This window comes from Streptomyces sp. NPDC007971 (assembly GCF_042958635.1).
GTDB lineage: Bacteria > Actinomycetota > Actinomycetes > Streptomycetales > Streptomycetaceae > Streptomyces.
Genome location: NZ_JBIBJK010000011.1, coordinates 226,915 through 242,458 on the forward strand (window position 1 = coordinate 226,915; position 15,544 = coordinate 242,458).

The 15,544-nt window shown below is 71.1% G+C and carries 19 protein-coding genes and 1 tRNA gene; 4 read left to right on the top strand and 16 right to left on the bottom strand.

All coding sequences use genetic code 11. The features are described from left to right. Nucleotides 1-86 precede the first annotated feature (86 nt). Entirely contained in the window at nucleotides 87-842 is a 756-nt protein-coding gene (locus tag ACFZCP_RS24405) for a TetR/AcrR family transcriptional regulator C-terminal domain-containing protein (RefSeq protein ID WP_391429924.1), read from the top strand. A 42-nt stretch (nucleotides 843-884) separates the two neighbouring features. Here ACFZCP_RS24405 and ACFZCP_RS24410 read toward each other — a convergent pair whose 3' ends face one another. The 5 genes from ACFZCP_RS24410 to ACFZCP_RS24430 form a co-directional block, all read right to left on the bottom strand. Further along, nucleotides 885-1,355 carry a TIGR03618 family F420-dependent PPOX class oxidoreductase gene (locus tag ACFZCP_RS24410; protein ID WP_391429927.1) on the bottom strand — a complete coding sequence of 157 codons (471 nt, stop codon included), beginning with the start codon at nucleotides 1,353-1,355 and terminating at the stop codon, nucleotides 885-887. 55 nt (nucleotides 1,356-1,410) lie between these two features. Next, a complete protein-coding gene (locus ACFZCP_RS24415) occupies nucleotides 1,411-1,758 on the bottom strand; it encodes an STAS domain-containing protein (protein WP_391429929.1) in 348 nt (115 codons plus the stop codon). A gap of 176 nt (nucleotides 1,759-1,934) precedes the next feature. Beyond that, a complete protein-coding gene (locus tag ACFZCP_RS24420) occupies nucleotides 1,935-2,756 on the bottom strand; it encodes a YceI family protein (RefSeq protein WP_362694465.1) in 822 nt (273 codons plus the stop codon). Nucleotides 2,757-2,909: 153 nt separating this feature from the next. Further along, complete coding sequence (locus ACFZCP_RS24425; protein ID WP_391429931.1) at nucleotides 2,910-5,468, bottom strand: MFS transporter; 2,559 nt, start codon at nucleotides 5,466-5,468, stop codon at nucleotides 2,910-2,912. A gap of 13 nt (nucleotides 5,469-5,481) precedes the next feature. After that, nucleotides 5,482-5,976: a MarR family transcriptional regulator gene (locus tag ACFZCP_RS24430; RefSeq protein ID WP_362694471.1), complete on the bottom strand. Its 495-nt coding sequence runs from the start codon at nucleotides 5,974-5,976 to the stop codon at nucleotides 5,482-5,484. Nucleotides 5,977-6,180: 204 nt separating this feature from the next. On the opposite strand from ACFZCP_RS24430, the gene ACFZCP_RS24435 reads away from it, so the two are divergent. Continuing rightward, complete coding sequence (locus tag ACFZCP_RS24435) at nucleotides 6,181-6,378, top strand: hypothetical protein (protein WP_362694474.1); 198 nt, start codon at nucleotides 6,181-6,183, stop codon at nucleotides 6,376-6,378. Between the two features lie 21 nt (nucleotides 6,379-6,399). On the opposite strand, the gene ACFZCP_RS24440 is transcribed toward ACFZCP_RS24435, so the two are convergent. The 9 genes from ACFZCP_RS24440 to ACFZCP_RS24480 form a co-directional block, all read right to left on the bottom strand. Next, nucleotides 6,400-7,170, bottom strand: coding sequence for a hypothetical protein (locus ACFZCP_RS24440; RefSeq protein WP_391429934.1), 771 nt, complete (start codon nucleotides 7,168-7,170; stop codon nucleotides 6,400-6,402). Nucleotides 7,171-7,231: 61 nt separating this feature from the next. Continuing rightward, nucleotides 7,232-8,158 carry a SigB/SigF/SigG family RNA polymerase sigma factor gene (locus ACFZCP_RS24445; RefSeq protein WP_391429936.1) on the bottom strand — a complete coding sequence of 309 codons (927 nt, stop codon included), beginning with the start codon at nucleotides 8,156-8,158 and terminating at the stop codon, nucleotides 7,232-7,234. 310 nt (nucleotides 8,159-8,468) lie between these two features. Then, complete coding sequence (locus tag ACFZCP_RS24450) at nucleotides 8,469-9,320, bottom strand: SigB/SigF/SigG family RNA polymerase sigma factor (RefSeq protein ID WP_391430077.1); 852 nt, start codon at nucleotides 9,318-9,320, stop codon at nucleotides 8,469-8,471. A gap of 173 nt (nucleotides 9,321-9,493) precedes the next feature. Further along, complete coding sequence (locus ACFZCP_RS24455; protein ID WP_362694486.1) at nucleotides 9,494-9,787, bottom strand: Dabb family protein; 294 nt, start codon at nucleotides 9,785-9,787, stop codon at nucleotides 9,494-9,496. Between the two features lie 10 nt (nucleotides 9,788-9,797). Beyond that, entirely contained in the window at nucleotides 9,798-9,977 is a 180-nt protein-coding gene (locus ACFZCP_RS24460; RefSeq protein WP_153540120.1) for a hypothetical protein, read from the bottom strand. A 185-nt stretch (nucleotides 9,978-10,162) separates the two neighbouring features. Further along, a tRNA-Ser gene (locus tag ACFZCP_RS24465) sits at nucleotides 10,163-10,247 on the bottom strand. A 45-nt stretch (nucleotides 10,248-10,292) separates the two neighbouring features. Beyond that, complete coding sequence (gene tadA, locus ACFZCP_RS24470) at nucleotides 10,293-10,781, bottom strand: tRNA adenosine(34) deaminase TadA (RefSeq protein WP_391429938.1); 489 nt, start codon at nucleotides 10,779-10,781, stop codon at nucleotides 10,293-10,295. A 74-nt stretch (nucleotides 10,782-10,855) separates the two neighbouring features. Further along, entirely contained in the window at nucleotides 10,856-11,398 is a 543-nt protein-coding gene (locus ACFZCP_RS24475; RefSeq protein ID WP_391430079.1) for a hypothetical protein, read from the bottom strand. Nucleotides 11,399-11,740: 342 nt separating this feature from the next. Continuing rightward, a complete protein-coding gene (locus tag ACFZCP_RS24480) occupies nucleotides 11,741-11,956 on the bottom strand; it encodes a hypothetical protein (protein WP_362694707.1) in 216 nt (71 codons plus the stop codon). A 104-nt stretch (nucleotides 11,957-12,060) separates the two neighbouring features. Between ACFZCP_RS24480 and upp the strand changes: the two genes are divergently transcribed. Further along, entirely contained in the window at nucleotides 12,061-12,696 is a 636-nt protein-coding gene (gene upp, locus ACFZCP_RS24485; RefSeq protein ID WP_391429940.1) for a uracil phosphoribosyltransferase, read from the top strand. Between the two features lie 113 nt (nucleotides 12,697-12,809). Here the strand turns inward: upp and ACFZCP_RS24490 are convergent, their stop codons facing one another. Both ACFZCP_RS24490 and ACFZCP_RS24495 read right to left on the bottom strand, forming a co-directional pair. Then, nucleotides 12,810-13,445 carry a LytR C-terminal domain-containing protein gene (locus ACFZCP_RS24490; RefSeq protein WP_391429942.1) on the bottom strand — a complete coding sequence of 212 codons (636 nt, stop codon included), beginning with the start codon at nucleotides 13,443-13,445 and terminating at the stop codon, nucleotides 12,810-12,812. Nucleotides 13,446-13,543: 98 nt separating this feature from the next. Then, the gene (locus tag ACFZCP_RS24495; protein WP_003999914.1) at nucleotides 13,544-13,840 is read right to left on the bottom strand and encodes a type II toxin-antitoxin system VapB family antitoxin; all 297 of its coding nucleotides are present in this window, start codon (nucleotides 13,838-13,840) and stop codon (nucleotides 13,544-13,546) included. Between the two features lie 114 nt (nucleotides 13,841-13,954). Between ACFZCP_RS24495 and ACFZCP_RS24500 the strand changes: the two genes are divergently transcribed. Next, entirely contained in the window at nucleotides 13,955-15,526 is a 1,572-nt protein-coding gene (locus ACFZCP_RS24500; RefSeq protein ID WP_391429944.1) for a helicase HerA-like domain-containing protein, read from the top strand. The last annotated feature ends 18 nt before the right edge of the window (nucleotides 15,527-15,544 follow it).

Consider the following 15,544-nt stretch of genomic DNA (forward strand, 5'->3'; position numbering starts at 1 on the left):
TTGATCGCGCAGTTCCCCGCACCCCTTCGAGTTGGCTGCGCGCCTGGCATCTTGGGAAGCTGCCGGAGTCTCTGGGAGGTGCCTTCATGGCCAGGAGTGATGCGCGGTCGGTGCGGGCCAGTGTGTGGCTGGCGGGGGAGGCGCGGCGCGGCGGGCGCAGTGCACAGCCCTCGGGGCTCGACCGGGAGCGGATCACCGCGGTGAGCGTGCGGCTGCTGGACGCCGAGGGGCTGGCGAAGGTCTCCATGCGGCGGCTGGCCGCCGAGCTGAACGTCACCGCGATGTCCCTGTACTGGTACGTGGACACCAAGGAGGACCTGCTCGAACTCGCCCTGGACGCGGCCTTCGGCGAGCTGCGGCTGCCTGCGGCCGGGGGCGAGGGCGACTGGCGGGAGCAGCTGCGGGAGCTGGCCGCCGAGTACCGGGCGCTGCTGGTGCGACACCCCTGGCTCTCGCCGCTGGCCGGCCGGTACCTGAACATCGGCCCCAACGCGCTCGCCTTCTCCCGCAGCGTGCAGCGCGTCATCCGGCGCGCCGGGCTGCCGGCGCACCGGGTGATGGGCGCGATCTCGGCCGTCTTCCAGTTCGTGTACGGCTACGGCACGCTGGAGGGCCAGTTCATGTCCCGGATCGCGGACTCCGGTCTGGCTCCGGACGACTACTTCCAGCAGGCCATGAGGTCGGCGCGGCAGGACCCCGAGGCCGCGGACCTTCTCCAGGAGTCCCAGGAGATCATGGACGCCCGCGGCGGGGACACGGTCGCCGAGATGATGGACCGTGACTTCACCTTCGCCCTGGACCTGCTGGTCGCGGGCATCGAGGCGATGGTGGAGCGGGGCTGACCGCCGCGCGGCCGGCCGCGCCGGAAAGCGGTCGGGAGGGACTCACTGTTCCTCGGCCAGATGTGCCGGGAAGCCGCCGGTCGCCACCGGTCCCCACCGCTCGGGTGTCACCCGGATGATGGATTTGCCCTGCTTGACCATTGCCGCGCGGTACTCGTCCCAGTCGGGGTGCTCCCCGGCGACGTTGCGGTAGTACTCCACCAGGGGCTCGACGGAGTCGGGGCTGTCGAGGACCTCGGCGGTGCCGTCGATCTGGACCCAGGGGCCGTTCCACTCGTCGCTCAGGACGATCAGGCTGACCCGCGGGTCCCGCCTGGCGTTGCGGGTCTTGGCGCGCTCGGGGTAGGTGGAGACCACGATCCGGCCCGAGTCGTCGACCCCGCAGGTCAGCGGGGAGCCTTGGGGGCTGCCGTCGGTCCGGCGGGTGAGCAGGATGGCGCGGTGGCGGGGGCGTACGAAGTCCAGCAGCTCGGCCGGCGATACACGGGTGTTCGTCGCGATGTTCGGTGCCATGGGCGCAGCCTAGAGCGAGGACGGCCCGGTGAGCCTGCCCCTGGCGGGCACAGGCTCAGACGGTCATGGCCTCGGCCGGGTCGTCGTAGACGGGGACGTCCCGGCGCACTCCGGTCAGGGTGAGCACGCGGCTCGGCAGGCCCTCCGGGCGGGCGGCCACCCGGACCTCGGTGTGCGGGCGCAGCAGCCGGCGGACGTCGTGGATCAGGTGCGCGCCCTGGGAGTCCATGAACGCGGTGCGGGTCAGGTCCAGCACCAGCAGGCGCAGCCGGCGGGCATGGGCGACCGAGACGATGCGCGCGTACAGGAGGGGTGCGCTGCACACGTCGATCTCCGGCGGAAGCGTGAGCAGGGTACGGCCGGGCAGGTCGCGGGCCGCGCACGAGAACGGGAGGAAGGTCACGGCGGCACTTTCACCTGGCGGACGGACGGGCGGACGGTGGTCTCGGGTTCCGCTTCCGACGGTCCCATTTGACCATGGCCCACCGGGCGGCGGAAGCAGCCAGGTGGGCGGGCGCCGGTCGATCGCCACTTCACCGCAATGGAGCAGGACGGTGCCCGCCCGGCGGCTCGCGGGAGTCAGACGGCGGGCAGGCGGTCGCCCTGGACGGCCTGGATGTCCAGCTCGACCCTGAGGGTCGTGCCGATGGCGGCGATGCCCGCCTGGAGGACCTGGTTGTAGTTCATCGCGAAGTCCTCGCGGTGCAGTTCGGCGGTGGCGCGGAATGCGGCGCGGGTACCGCCCCACGGGTCGGCGCCGGTGCCGAGGTAGGCGAGGTCGAGGTCGGCCGGCCGGACGACGCCGTGCATGGCCAGCTCGCCGTGGACCGTCCAGCGGTCCGGGCCGGCCTGGGTCAGGCCGGTCGAGCGGAAGGTGATCTCCGGATGCCGTTCGACGTCCAGGAAGTCCGCGGACCGCAGATGCGTGTCGCGCATCCCGTTGCCGGTGTCGACCGAGGCGGCCCGGATCACCGCTTCCACACGGGACTTGGTGACGTCGTCCGGGGCGATCTCGATGCTCCCGCCGAACTCCGTGAACCGGCCGTGCACGCTGGAGATCCCCAGGTGCTGGGCGACGGCGGCGACGGAGGAGTGCACCGGGTCGATGGTCCAGGGGCCGGGCGGGGGCAGCTCGGTGCCGCCCTGCCGGGCCAGTGTCACCGTGCCGACCTCGGCCCGCCCACTGGCGGTGACGATCGCGCTGGAGGCGGCGGGCGCGTACCCGACGGCCGTCACGATCACCGTGTACGCCCCCGGCACCAGCTCGGTGGCGTCGCGTACGGCCCCCTCGGCGTCGGTCTCGGCGCGCAGCACCTGGCTGCCGGTCATGTCGGTCACCGTGACGACCGCGTGCGACACGGCCCATCCGTCCCGGGTGCGGATCTTCGCGGTCAGTCCCATCCCGTTTCTCCCATTCAATCGCTCGTTCGCCTCCGGGCGCTCGACACCGGCGCGCCCCTCCGGCTCACTCGCAGTGCAAGAAAAGCTCAGTGGTCGTCAAGAGCCCGGCCCGTGGCACGCGCCTGGCGGTGCGCGTGCCACGGGCCGGGAGAACTACTCGCCGGGGTGGGCGAGTTCGATGTCGTGGCCGTCGGTGCCGGGGCCGGAGACGGTCAGCGCGGTGGCCACCGGCGGGTAGCCGGTCGCGATGACGGTGTACTCGCCGCCGTTCAGGTCGGCGAAGGCGTACGCCCCGTCCGGACCGGTGGTGGCCGTGCCGACCACGTTGCCCGCCTGGTCGACCAGCGTCACGCGGGCGTCGGCCAGCGCACCGTGCGGGGCCCGTACGACACCCTGCAGCCGGGCGCCGGCGTCCAGGTCGATCTCGATCCGGGTGACGCCGGTCGTCGCGACCTCGACGGGCAGGGCACGCGGCCGGAACCCGCTCGCGTTGACCGCGAGGGTCACCGCGCCCGGCACCAGCTCGGTGAAGGCGAACTCGCCCTGCTCACCGGTGGCGGCGGTGGCCAGCAGGTCCCCGCGCACATCGGTGACGATCACCATGGCGTCCTTCACCGGCAGCGCGCTGCCGCTCGCCCGCACCACACCGGTCAGACCGCTGGTGCCGCTGAGCAGGATGTCGTACGACAGCGGCTCCTCGCCGACCACGATCGTGGAGGCCTGCGGCTGGTAGCCGTCGGCGGAGGCGATCAGCACGTACGAACCCGTGCCCGGCGCGTCGAGCGAGTAGGAGCCGTCGAACTGCGCGACCGAGCGGCCCAGCTGCCGGCCGGCCAGCGAGATCAGGGTGACCGCGGCCTGCGGGACCGGGGCGCTCTCGGCGCCGCGGACGAAGCCGTGCACCGGGGTGCCGTGGCCCGCGCCGGGCTCGGCGATCGTCGCGAGGGCGGTCAGCGGCTGGGTGGCGGTCGCCGTGGCCATGGCCGGGCCGGTGGCCGCGAAGGCGGCCTCGGTGGCGGCGACGGCGGCCGGGACCGGGGTCCCGACGGCCTGGGGCCCGACGGCGGTCGGGACCTGCGTCCCGGCGTCGGCCGGAGCCGCGGCCGGGGCGTTGGCGTCGGCGGCCTGCGCGAGTGCGCCCTTGGTCTTCAGCGGAACCTCCTTGATGAACAGGGTGATCAGGAAGGCGAGGGCGGCGAGGCAGCCGGCGATGAAGAAGACATCGGCGATGCCGTGGCCGTAGGCGCTCTGCAGCAGCGTGCGGATGGGGGCCGGCAGCTTGCCCAGGTCCGGGATGCTGTCGGTGGAGCCGGAGCCGCCGGCCAGGGCGGCCTGGTACTTGGGGCTCAGGGCGGCGACGCCGTCCTGGACGTAGTGCGTGATCCGGTGGGACATCACCGCGCCCAGCGCCGAGACGCCGACCGCACCGCCGAGGGAACGGAAGAAGGTCACCGTGGAGCTGGCCGAACCGAGGTCGGAGGGCGCCACCTGGTTCTGCGTGGCCAGGACCAGGTTCTGCATCATCATGCCGATGCCGAGACCCAGCAGGGCCATCCAGATGGCCATCTTCCAGTACTCGGTGTCGTAGCGGAGGCTGCCGAGCATGAGCAGCCCGGCCGTCACCAGCACACCACCGCTGACCAGCCACGCCTTCCAGCGTCCGGTGCGGGTGATGAACTGGCCCGAGACGGTCGAGGAGATGAACAGACCGCCGATCATCGGGATGGTCATGACGCCGGACATCGTCGGCGACTTGTCGCGGGCCAGCTGGAAGTACTGGCTGAAGAACACCGTGCCGGTGAACATCGCGACACCGACGAACAGCGAGGCCAGCGAGGCCAGGGTGATGGTGCGGTTGCGGAACAGGCGCAGCGGGATGATCGGCTCGCTGGCCTTGGACTCCACCAGCACGAACAGCGCGCCGAGGGCGATCGCACCGCCGACCATGGCGTAGGTCTGCCAGGAGATCCAGTCGAACTTGTCGCCGGCGAAGGTGACCCAGATCAGCAGCAGGGAGACGGCGGCGGAGATGACGAAGGCACCGCCCCAGTCGACCTTCACGTCCCGCTTCACGACCGGCAGGTGGAGGGTCTTCTGCAGCACGATCAGCGCGATGATCGCGAAGGGGACACCGACGTAGAAGCACCAGCGCCAGCCCAGCCACGAGGTGTCGGTGATGACACCGCCGAGCAGCGGGCCGCCGACGGTGGCGACGGCGAACGTGGCGCCCAGGTAGCCGGAGTAACGGCCGCGCTCGCGCGGGGAGATCATCGCCGCCATGACGATCTGCGCCAGGGCGGACAGACCGCCGACGCCTATGCCCTGCACCACGCGGCAGGCGATGAGCATGCCGGCGTTCTGCGACAGACCGGCGGCGGCCGAGCCCAGGACGTATATGACCAGGGCTATCTGGACGAGAGCCTTCTTGTTGTACAGGTCGGCGAGCTTGCCCCACAGGGGAGTGGCCGCCGTCATCGACAGCAGGGCGGCGGTGACGACCCAGGTGTAGGCGGACTGGCCGCCGCCGAGGTCGCCGATGATGTGCGGCAGGGCGTTGGAGACGATCGTGGACGACAGGATCGCCACGAACATGCCGAGCAGGAGCCCGGACAGGGCCTCCATGATCTGCCGGTGCGTCATCGGGGCGTGGTCGGTGCCGCCTCCCCCGTGCTTGGCGTGAGCCCGCACACCGGCTGGTGTGGTCGTTGCCATGAGCTTCCTTTGCTTACGTGTTCGCGGGTGTACGGGTGGTCTCTTCGAGTACGGGGGCGGGCAGCCGCGGCGGGGCGGAGCGGCAGTCGCCGAAGGACGCGCGCAGGCGCGTCATCAGCCGGATGAGCTGGCCGACCTCGTCGTCGGTCCAGTCGCTCAGCCGGTAGGCGAGCAGCTGGGTGGTCCGCCGGGACAGCTCGTCGAGCTGCGCCAGGCCCTCGGGGGTCAGGCGCAGGATGCGTGAGCGCTTGTCCGCGGGGTCCGGTGACCGCTCGATCCAGCCGCGTGCGGCGACGTGCGCGACATGGCGGCTGGTGACCGACATGTCCACGGCGAGCAGCTCGGCGAGCTTGCTCATGCGCATGTCGCCGTGGCTGCCGAGCAGCGTCAGCACGGCGGCCGAGCCGGCCGGGCAGTCGGGCGGCAGGATCCGCCCCATGTCCCGTTTCACGGCGCCGACGGCACTGAGCTGGCGCGCCAACTCCTCGAACTGCGCGTGCTCGGCCATCCCACCTCCCGTATTCGTTGCTTGGGGCAACCATAGATCTGTTGGTTGCTGCAGGCAAACAAATCGGTATCCCAGGGCGCAAAAACTTGGCAAAGGCAAGTATTGCTACTGTAAACACCCAGGTGGGCATGGGTGAGGTGCCCCCGTCTGTCCTGGTGGCCCCGCACTTGGGCCGGTCACCTGGATTCGCTAGTGTCTCGGGCCATGGCTAACACCCAGGGCCCCCAGGGCAACCACGACCCCGCCGGCAACACCCAGATGTTCCGCGCGTTCGTCGACGAGGCCCCCCAGGGCCGCCGGCAGCAGGAAGCCGCCTCCTCCGGTCCGCGCATCGGCCTGATCATCGGCATCGTCGTCGCCGTGGCCGTCGTCGCCGCGGTGGTCGCGCTGGCGATCAAGTAGGACGGACCCCCCTGGAGGGGATCACTGGCTCCACCGGACGGCGACGTCCCGCGTCTCGATGTGCATGCCGAGCGGCACGCGCCAGGCGTCGACGCACACCGTCCAGGTGGGGCTCTCGTGCGCGCCCGCGGCGAGAGGCACCGGAAGGTCCACGGTCGAAGCGACCGTCCCCCAGTCGATGCCCAGCCCGCCGATGATGTGCGTGCCGAACGTGACCGTGCCCGAACGCACGGCGGTGCCGCCGGAGTTGTGGAAGGCGACGGTCACCTTCTCGCACCAGCGCCGGTCCGTCTCCTTGCGTGTGGGATCACCCCAGCCGAGGTCGGCGGGCGCAGCAGGCGTCGTGTGCGGGGGAGTTGGCGTGGGCGAGGGCCGCTGCGGGGCGCTCGGGCTCTGGCCGGTGGCGCTCGGCGTGCTGCCGGGCACCGGCTCGGGGGAACCGGCCGGATCCGGGGCGGTGCCGACCGGATCCGATGCGGTGCCGGCCGGACCCGGGGCGGTGCCGGCCGCCGGGGTCCGCGTCCGCGGACGGTCCGAAGAGGCCTGTGCCGACGGTGACTTGGTGCTCCCGTCCCTTCCGTCCAGCGGGACCATCCGGACCGCACCCGTCGGACCGCCCGCCGTGCCCGCGGGCCGTGGCACACCGCCCACCGCCACATATCCGTCCCGGCCCCCGCCTGAGCACGCGGCCAGGGCCGCGCCCAGACACACGACGGCCGCCGACGCTGCCGCTACGGCGCCTCGGCGGCCCTGTGTCGATGTGGTCGTACGGCGTGTGCGGGTACGAGGCATCGGGCCATGATGACTGACGTGCCGTCAGGTAGGAACCCTTGCGCGCGGGACCGCGCGGGACTCAGTCGGAGATGAGCCCCTCGCGCAGCTGCGCCAGGGTCCGGGTCAGCAGCCGGGAGACGTGCATCTGGGAGATGCCGACCTCCTCGCCGATCTGCGACTGGGTCATGTTGGCGAAGAAGCGCAGCATGATGATCCGGCGCTCGCGGGGCGGCAGTTTGGCCAGCAGCGGCTTGAGGGACTCGCGGTACTCCACGCCCTCCAGCGCACTGTCCTCGTAGCCGAGGCGGTCGGCCAGGGAGCCTTCGCCGCCGTCGTCCTCGGGGGCCGGGGAGTCGAGGGAGGAGGCCGTGTAGGCGTTGCCGACCGCGAGGCCGTCGACCACGTCCTCCTCGGAGACGCCGAGCACCGAGGCCAGTTCCGGCACCGTCGGGGAGCGGTCCAGCTTCTGGGACAGCTCGTCGCTGGCCTTGGTGAGGGCCAGGCGCAGCTCCTGGAGGCGGCGCGGGACGCGGACCGACCACGAGGTGTCGCGGAAGAAGCGCTTGATCTCGCCGACCACCGTCGGCATCGCGAACGTCGGGAACTCCACGCCCCGTTCGCAGTCGAAGCGGTCGATCGCCTTGATCAGGCCGATGGTGCCGACCTGGACGATGTCCTCCATCGGCTCGTTGCGCGAGCGGAAGCGGGCCGCCGCGTAGCGCACGAGGGGGAGGTTCAGCTCGATCAGGGTGTCCCGCACGTAGGCCCGCTCGGGGCTGTCCGCGTCGAGTGCGGCGAGCCGCAGGAACAGGGACCGGGACAGGGTCCGGGTGTCGAGGTCCGCCGTGGCCGGCGGGGCCGGGGCCGGGGCGGCGGCCTGGTCGGCCGGGGTCGGCACGGCTTCGAGCGTCGGGACGTCATCGAGCACGTCGAGCGCATCGAGCTGCTTGGGCGCTGTCTCGCTCGTGGGCGTGAGCACCTTCGAGCTGCCCTGGTCTGCGGACATGCCACCCCCTTTGGGTCGCGGGACGGTCGCGGCGGCCTCGCTTCGAGCGACGCAGCCTTCACCTGAATACCGGAGCCGGAGCCTCGGCAAACGCGCTTCCCGCAGAATGTCACATGTCGGCAACGCGCTGTAGTGACATGTCGACATGCAAGATACGAATCGGCCCTGGAAAGAAGGGGTCTGACGGCTTTTCGGGGCACAACTGTCGGGAAGAGCGCTGGTGAGCGATTCGCTCGCGCCGGTTACGAATCGATCCTGCTTGCGATCCGGTGCGATCTGGTGTGTTCCGGACCGTGCTTCCGTGCGCTGGCTATGCCTCGATCCGATTCGCGGATCGCAGCCGCTGGAAGCTACGCGCGAGTAGCCGCGAAACGTGCATCTGGGATACGCCGAGTTCCGCGCTGATCTGTGACTGGGTGAGATTGCTGTAGTAGCGCAGCAGAAGGATTCTCTGTTCCCGCTCGGGGAGTTGGACGAGGAGATGGCGGACCAGATCGCGGTGCTCCACTCCGTCCAGTGCCGGGTCCTCGTAGCCGATCCGGTCCAGCAGGCCCGGCAGTCCGTCGCCCTCCTGCGCGGCCTCCAGCGAGGTGGCGTGGTACGACCTCCCCGCCTCGATGCAGGAGAGCACCTCCTCCTCGCTGATCCGCAGCCGCCCGGCGATCTCGGCGGTCGACGGTGAGCGCCCGAAGGCGGTGGTGAGGTCCTCGGTCGCGCTGTTGACCTGCACCCACAGCTCGTGCAGCCGGCGCGGCACATGGACCGTGCGGACGTTGTCCCGGAAGTACCGCTTGATCTCGCCGACCACGGTCGGCATCGCGAAGGTCGGGAACTGCACGCCCCGGTCGGGGTCGAACCGGTCGATGGCGTTGATCAGCCCGATGGTGCCGACCTGGACCACGTCCTCCATCGGCTCGTTGCGGGAGCGGAAGCGGGCGGCCGCGTAGCGCACGAGCGGGAGATTGGCCTCGATGAGCGCCCCTCGTACCCGGTGGTGCTCCGGCGTGCCCGGCTTGAGGTCCTTGAGCTCGGCGAAGAGCACCTGGGTGAGGGCGCGGGTGTCGGCGCCGCGGCGCTTCTCCGGGGCCGGAGGGGCCGGGGCCTCGGGCGCGGGGGCGGGTGCCTCCTCCTGGGGTGGCGCAGTACTGGCCGACACGGTCAACGCCACCTCTTCATCGGTCAATCATCCGTCAAAAGCGGTCATAGCATCACAAGACATGTGCACTGTGTGCAAGCACCCGATAACGCCGTGTTGTGGCTAAACGACGGCAAGTTGGGTCGTCAAACACAGGAAAGCCCCCCGCCTTTCCGGTGGGGGGCTGGTGCCGCGAGGGCTCAGAATTCGTAGTCGGCGATCACCCACGTGGCGAACTCCCGCCACAGGGCGACGCCCGCCTGGTGGGCCGGGTGGGCCAGGTAGCGCCCCAGCGCGTCCGTGTCCTCGACCGCCGAGTTGATCGCGAAGTCGTAGGCGATCGGCCGGTCGCTGATGTTCCAGGCGCACTCCCACAGGCGCAGCTCGTCGATCTGGCCGCCGAGCGCCCGGAAGGCCTCCACGCCCGCCACGACCCGCGGATCGTCGCGCTCGACGCCCTCGTTGAGCTTGAAGAGGACCAGGTGGCGGATCATGGGATGTACCTCAGCTCTTTCCTCCGTTGGCGACCCAGGTCATGAAGTCGCCTATGGCCTTGGCCGCGTCCGAGATGCCCTCGAAGCCTATCTGGACATAGTCCGCGGCCTTGGCCGGGTCTGTGATGATCACGTACAGCGCGAAGACCACGAGCGCGTACACGGCGATCTTCTTGGCGTTCACCGCCACCGCGGCCTCCCTGTGCCTCTGCCTCGTGGGCCCCTCCTGCCGGCGGCGAGTGTAACCTTCACGCCCTGCGCCACAGCCAACGGCCCGCCCGCCGAGGTCTCTTGCCGTGCGTCCCCGCGGGGAACGGAGCGGACGGCGGAGAGGACGCACGAAGGGCCCCGTCTTGCGACGGGGCCCTTCTCAAGCGGTAGCGGAGGGATTTGAACCCTCGGTGACTTGCGCCACACTCGCTTTCGAGGCGAGCTCCTTCGGCCGCTCGGACACGCTACCGAGGGAGACCTTACAGCAAGGTGGTGCATGGTTTGAAATCGGTATTCAGCGGTCCCGGAAAAACTCCGTGAGGATCCGCGCGCAGTCCTCGGCGAGGACGCCTTCCACGACCTCGGGCCGGTGGTTGAGCCGGCGGTCGCGTAGGACGTCCCAGAGGGAGCCGGCCGCGCCCGCCTTCTCGTCCCGGGCGCCGTAGACCACCCGGTCCACCCGGGACTGGACCAGCGCGCCCGCGCACATCGTGCAGGGTTCGAGCGTGACGACCAGCGTGCAGCCGGTCAGCCGCCACTGCCCGAGCAGCGCGGCGGCCCGGCGGATCGCCAGCACCTCGGCGTGGGCCGTGGGGTCGCCGGTGGCCTCGCGCTCGTTGTGTCCGGCCGCGAGCACCGTCGTACCGTCCGGGGACAGCAGGACGGCGCCGACGGGGACGTCGCCGCCCCGGACGGCCAGGGCGGCCTCGTCCAGGGCGAGCCGCATCGCGGGCCGCCAGCGATCGCGCACCGGGTCCGTGGCCATCGGGTTCATGGCCGTCATCGGGTCCGTGGCCACCGGGTGGCGGGCCTGCTGCGGGTCCTTCGGCGCTGCGGGCCCGGGCGTGTGCGGCGCGGTCAGCGGACGGTCTCCAGCACCTCCGAGGCGCCCAGGGCGTCGGCGATGGCGCCCAGCGCGTCCTCGGCGTCCAGCGCGCGCAGCTCCTTCTCGCCGACGCCCAGGTCGTCGAGAATCTGGCTGTCGCCCACCGGGCTGTGCGGCACCGCGTCGGCGGACGGGCCGCCCTCGTCGCTCTCCTCGTCCTCGTCCTCGTCATCGCCGTCCTCTGTGCCGTCGAGGTCCAAGGAGTCGAGGTCGGAGACGTCGTCGGCGCCCGGGTCGCGGCCCAGCAGCTCGTCGGTGAGCAGCAGCTCGCCGTATGCGCTGCGGGCGGCGGCGGCCGCGTCGGAGACGTAGATGCGAGGGTCGTCCTCGCCGTCCACGCGGACGACACCGAACCAGGCGTCCTCCTGCTCGATCAGGACGAGCACCGTGTCCTCGTCGGGATTGGCCTCCCGGGCCAGGTCGGCCAGATCCGACAGGGTTTCCACATCGTCGAGCTCTGTGTCGCTCGCTTCCCACCCGTCTTCGGTGCGCGCGAGCAGTGCGGCGAAGTACACCGTGACTCTCCCACTGGTCATAGGCGTGCCGGTTGGGGGTCCCCCCGGCGGAGGTTCTTGGGCGGGGAGAGCTGTGCTCCGAGCCCCACCCACTCGGAATCGTGGCAGAAACAAGGCGTTCAGGGGACGTCTTCGGCTCCCTGTGTCTTGCTGTTTTGATCGTGCGTCCGAACTGAAGGGCAAACGACCCACCAGCGCGCTTGTTGCCGCCACCTGCGGATCGTACGCGGCTTTTCCGGGCGCTCACGCACCCCCACGGCCTGAACACCGGCGTGGGCGTCGATCTTCCTTACCGGGTTCTTTCCGGCAGGCCAGGCGAACTTGACCGTACGCCGGTTCCGCCTACCAGCGGAACGTCCGCATCCGCATGGCGTGGCGCAGCCGGGCCGCCTTGGCGCGCCGGGGCTGGACACGGGCCCGCAGCGCTCGGGCCTCGGCGAGGTCGCGCAGGAACTGGGCGCGTCGCCGCCGGCGCTCGGCGTCCGTGCCGGGCTGCTCCGCTCCGGACTGCTCCGGTCGGGCGGCGTTCTTCGCGTCGTCGGATTCGTGGTCAGGCAGGTCAGGCACAGTCACACCACCCCCGGTCCGTCCTTCCACTTTCCCTCGGACGGGCGGTTTGATGCCAGAGCGAGGGGCGGCCCGGCGCGGTTACTGTTATGGACATGCGTCTCCACGTCGTCGACCACCCCCTGGTCGCCCACAAGCTCACCACGCTGCGCGACCAGCGCACCGACTCCGCGACCTTCCGGCGGCTCGCCGACGAACTGGTCACCCTGCTCGCCTACGAGGCCACGCGGGACGTGCGCACCGAGCAGGTCGACCTCCGGACCCCGGTCGCGCAGACCACCGGCGTCAAGCTGGCCCGCCCCCGCCCGCTGGTCGTCCCGATCCTGCGGGCCGGTCTCGGCATGCTGGACGGCATGGTCCGGCTGCTGCCGACCGCCGAGGTGGGCTTCCTGGGCATGATCCGCAACGAGGAGACGCTGCAGGCCTCCACGTACGCCTCGCGCATGCCGGAGGACCTCTCGGGGCGCCAGGTGTACGTCCTGGACCCGATGCTGGCCACGGGCGGCACGCTGGTCGCGGCCATCCAGGAGCTGATCAGGCGCGGCGCGGACGACGTGACCGCCGTGGTCCTGCTCGCCGCCCCCGAGGGCGTCGAGGTCATGGAGCGCGAGCTGGCGGGCACCCCGGTGACGGTCGTGACGGCGGCCGTCGACGACCACCTCAACGAGCACGGCTACATCGTGCCGGGCCTGGGAGATGCCGGGGACCGGCTCTACGGGGCGGCGGAGTAGGCCGCAGCGCCGGGGAGCCGCAGGGGTGCGGCTGCGTCGGTGACCGCCGGTTCGTCGTGGCTCGTCGCGCAGTTCCCCGCGCCCCTTCGGCGCGCACCCTTCGGGGTGCCGCCTCAGCAGCTCTTCTTCGTCGGAGCCGTTGGCCGGGGGGCGGTCAGGGCCGTCAGGGCCTTGGTCGCGTCCGGGCGGCTGGTCAGGTTCTTGAAGCCGTCGCCGATGATCAGGTCGAGGTCGGTGCCCTTGCGGCCGGCCTCGGTGCGGCGTTCGGCGCCGGACAGCTGGGTGGCGAGCACCGGCAGCGAGGTGTCCAGCGCGGAGGCGGGGCCGAGGAGTATCCCGGTGCCCTTGACCTTCTTGTCGAAGTCCTTGCCGGCGTTGCCCACGTCACCGATCTTGAAGCCGCGCTTCTTCAGCTCGTCCGCGGTGGTCTTGGCGAGCCCGGTGCGCGTGGTGGCGTTGTAGACGTTCACCGTGATGTCGCCGGGCCCGGGCAGCGTCCTGGCCGGCGTGACGGGGTGCGTCTCGGTGCGGCAGTCCGTCTTGGTGGCCACCGCCGAGGATTTCTTGGTGCCGCCTGTGAAGACGTCGATGAGCTGCAGGGTGCCCCAGCCGATCAGGCCGAGTGCGGCGACGGACGCCACCACGGCGAACGCAAGCCTGCCGCGCCGCGGGCGTGGGCGCATCCGAGGGTATTTGTCCCCCGTGATCCGGTACTGGCCGCCCATGCCGGGTGGAGTCAGCATGCTCATGGGCGCAGCGTAGTGCGCCCGAGCGGCGATGCCTATTAGATGATCAGTAGACGCTGCTCAGCCGAACCCGAAAGGGTCAACCTCCGGGCGCAGTCGGGTCAGTCGAGTTCGAGCACGCGCGCGTGCAGCACCTGGCGCTGCTGGAGGGCGGCGCGGACCGCACGGTGGAGGCCGTCCTCCAGGTACAGATCGCCCTGCCACTTCACGACGTGCGCGAAGAGATCGCCGTAGAACGTCGAGTCCTCGGCCAGGAGGGTCTCCAGGTCGAGCTGCCCCTTGGTCGTCACGAGCTGATCGAGGCGGACCGGGCGCGGCGCGACGTCCGCCCACTGCCGGGTGCTTTCCCGGCCGTGGTCGGGGTACGGCCGGCCGTTTCCGATGCGCTTGAAGATCACACGGAAAGCCTACCGGTCAAGACGTTCCGGGCGCAGCCATGGCGACGCAGTGCGACGCTGGAAAAGCCGTAGCCAAACGGGCAAACCGGGGATTATCGGGAACAGGGGCCGGAGATGAGTGACAGCGAGACGCTCCCCGCGAAGGCTCAGGAGATCGCCGCCGGGTACGCCTTCACCGGCCCCGCCCTCGACCTCGGCGCCCTCCTCTGGGACGGGCGGTGCCACCCGGGCGCGTCGGTCCGCATCCCGCTGCCCATGCTCAACCGGCACGGGCTGGTCGCCGGCGCGACCGGCACCGGCAAGACGAAGACCCTCCAGCTGATCGCCGAGCAGCTCTCCGCGCAGGGCGTACCGGTGTTCCTCGCGGACATCAAGGGCGACCTGTCCGGCATCGCGCAGCCCGGCCGGGCGGACGACCGGGTGCAGGGGCGGGCCGCCGAGGTGGGACAGCAGTGGGCGCCGGCCGGCTTCCCGGCCGAGTTCCTCGCCCTCGGCGGACTCGGCCACGGCATCCCGGTACGGGCCACCGTCACCAGCTTCGGCCCGGTCCTGCTCTCCAAGGTGCTCAGGCTCAACCAGACCCAGGAGCAGTCCCTCGGCCTGATCTTCCACTACGCCGACACCAAGGGCCTGGAGCTGACCGACCTCAAGGACCTCCGGGCGGTCGTCGCGTTCCTGACCGCCGACGAGGGCAGGGCCGAGCTGAAGAACATCGGCGGCCTGTCCACCGCCACGGCCGGGGTGATCCTGCGCTCGCTGACCGCCTTCGAGGCGCAGGGCATGACGGACTTCTTCGGCGAGCCCGAGTTCGACACGGCCGACCTGCTGCGGACGGCGCCGGACGGGCGCGGTGTCGTCTCGGTCCTGGAACTGCCCGCCGTCCAGGACAAGCCGCTGCTCTTCTCGACGTTCCTGATGTGGCTGCTGGCCGCCCTCTTCCACGACCTGCCCGAGGTCGGCGACGTCGACAGGCCCGGGCTGGTGTTCTTCTTCGACGAGGCGCACCTGCTCTTCGACGACGCCTCCAAGGAGTTCCTGGACGCGATCACCCGGACGGTGCGCCTGATTCGCTCGAAAGGAGTGGGCGTCTTCTTCGTCACGCAGACCCCGAAGGACGTGCCGTCCGATGTCCTCGCCCAGCTCGGCAACCGGGTCCAGCACGCGCTCAGGGCCTTCACCCCGGACGACCAGAAGGCCCTGAGGGCGACGGTGAAGACCTTCCCGAACTCCGCCTACGACCTCGAAGAACTCCTCACCGGCCTCGGCATCGGCGAGGCCGTGGTGACCGTGCTCAGCGAGAAGGGCGCCCCGACGCCGGTCGCCGCCACCCGGCTGCGGGCCCCGCAGTCCCTGATGGGCCCGGTGGACGGGGCCGGACTGGACCGGGCGGTGCGGGAGTCCTCGCTCCACGAGCGTTATGCACAGGCTGTGGATCGCGAGTCGGCGTACGAGAAGCTGACGGCGGCTCAGGAGCAGGAGCAGGAGCAGGTACGGGCGCGGGTGCCTGAGCGGACGCGGGGCCGCCCGGAGAGTGTCCCCGGGCCGAAGCCGCCCGAGGAGGAGCCCTCGCTCGTCGAACAGGTGGTGAGCAGCGGGATGTTCAGGTCCCTGGCCCGCTCGGTCGGCACCCAGCTGGGCCGTGAGATCACCCGGTCGCTGTTCGGTACGGCCCGGCGGAGGCGGTAGACCGCCTCCGCCGGAGCA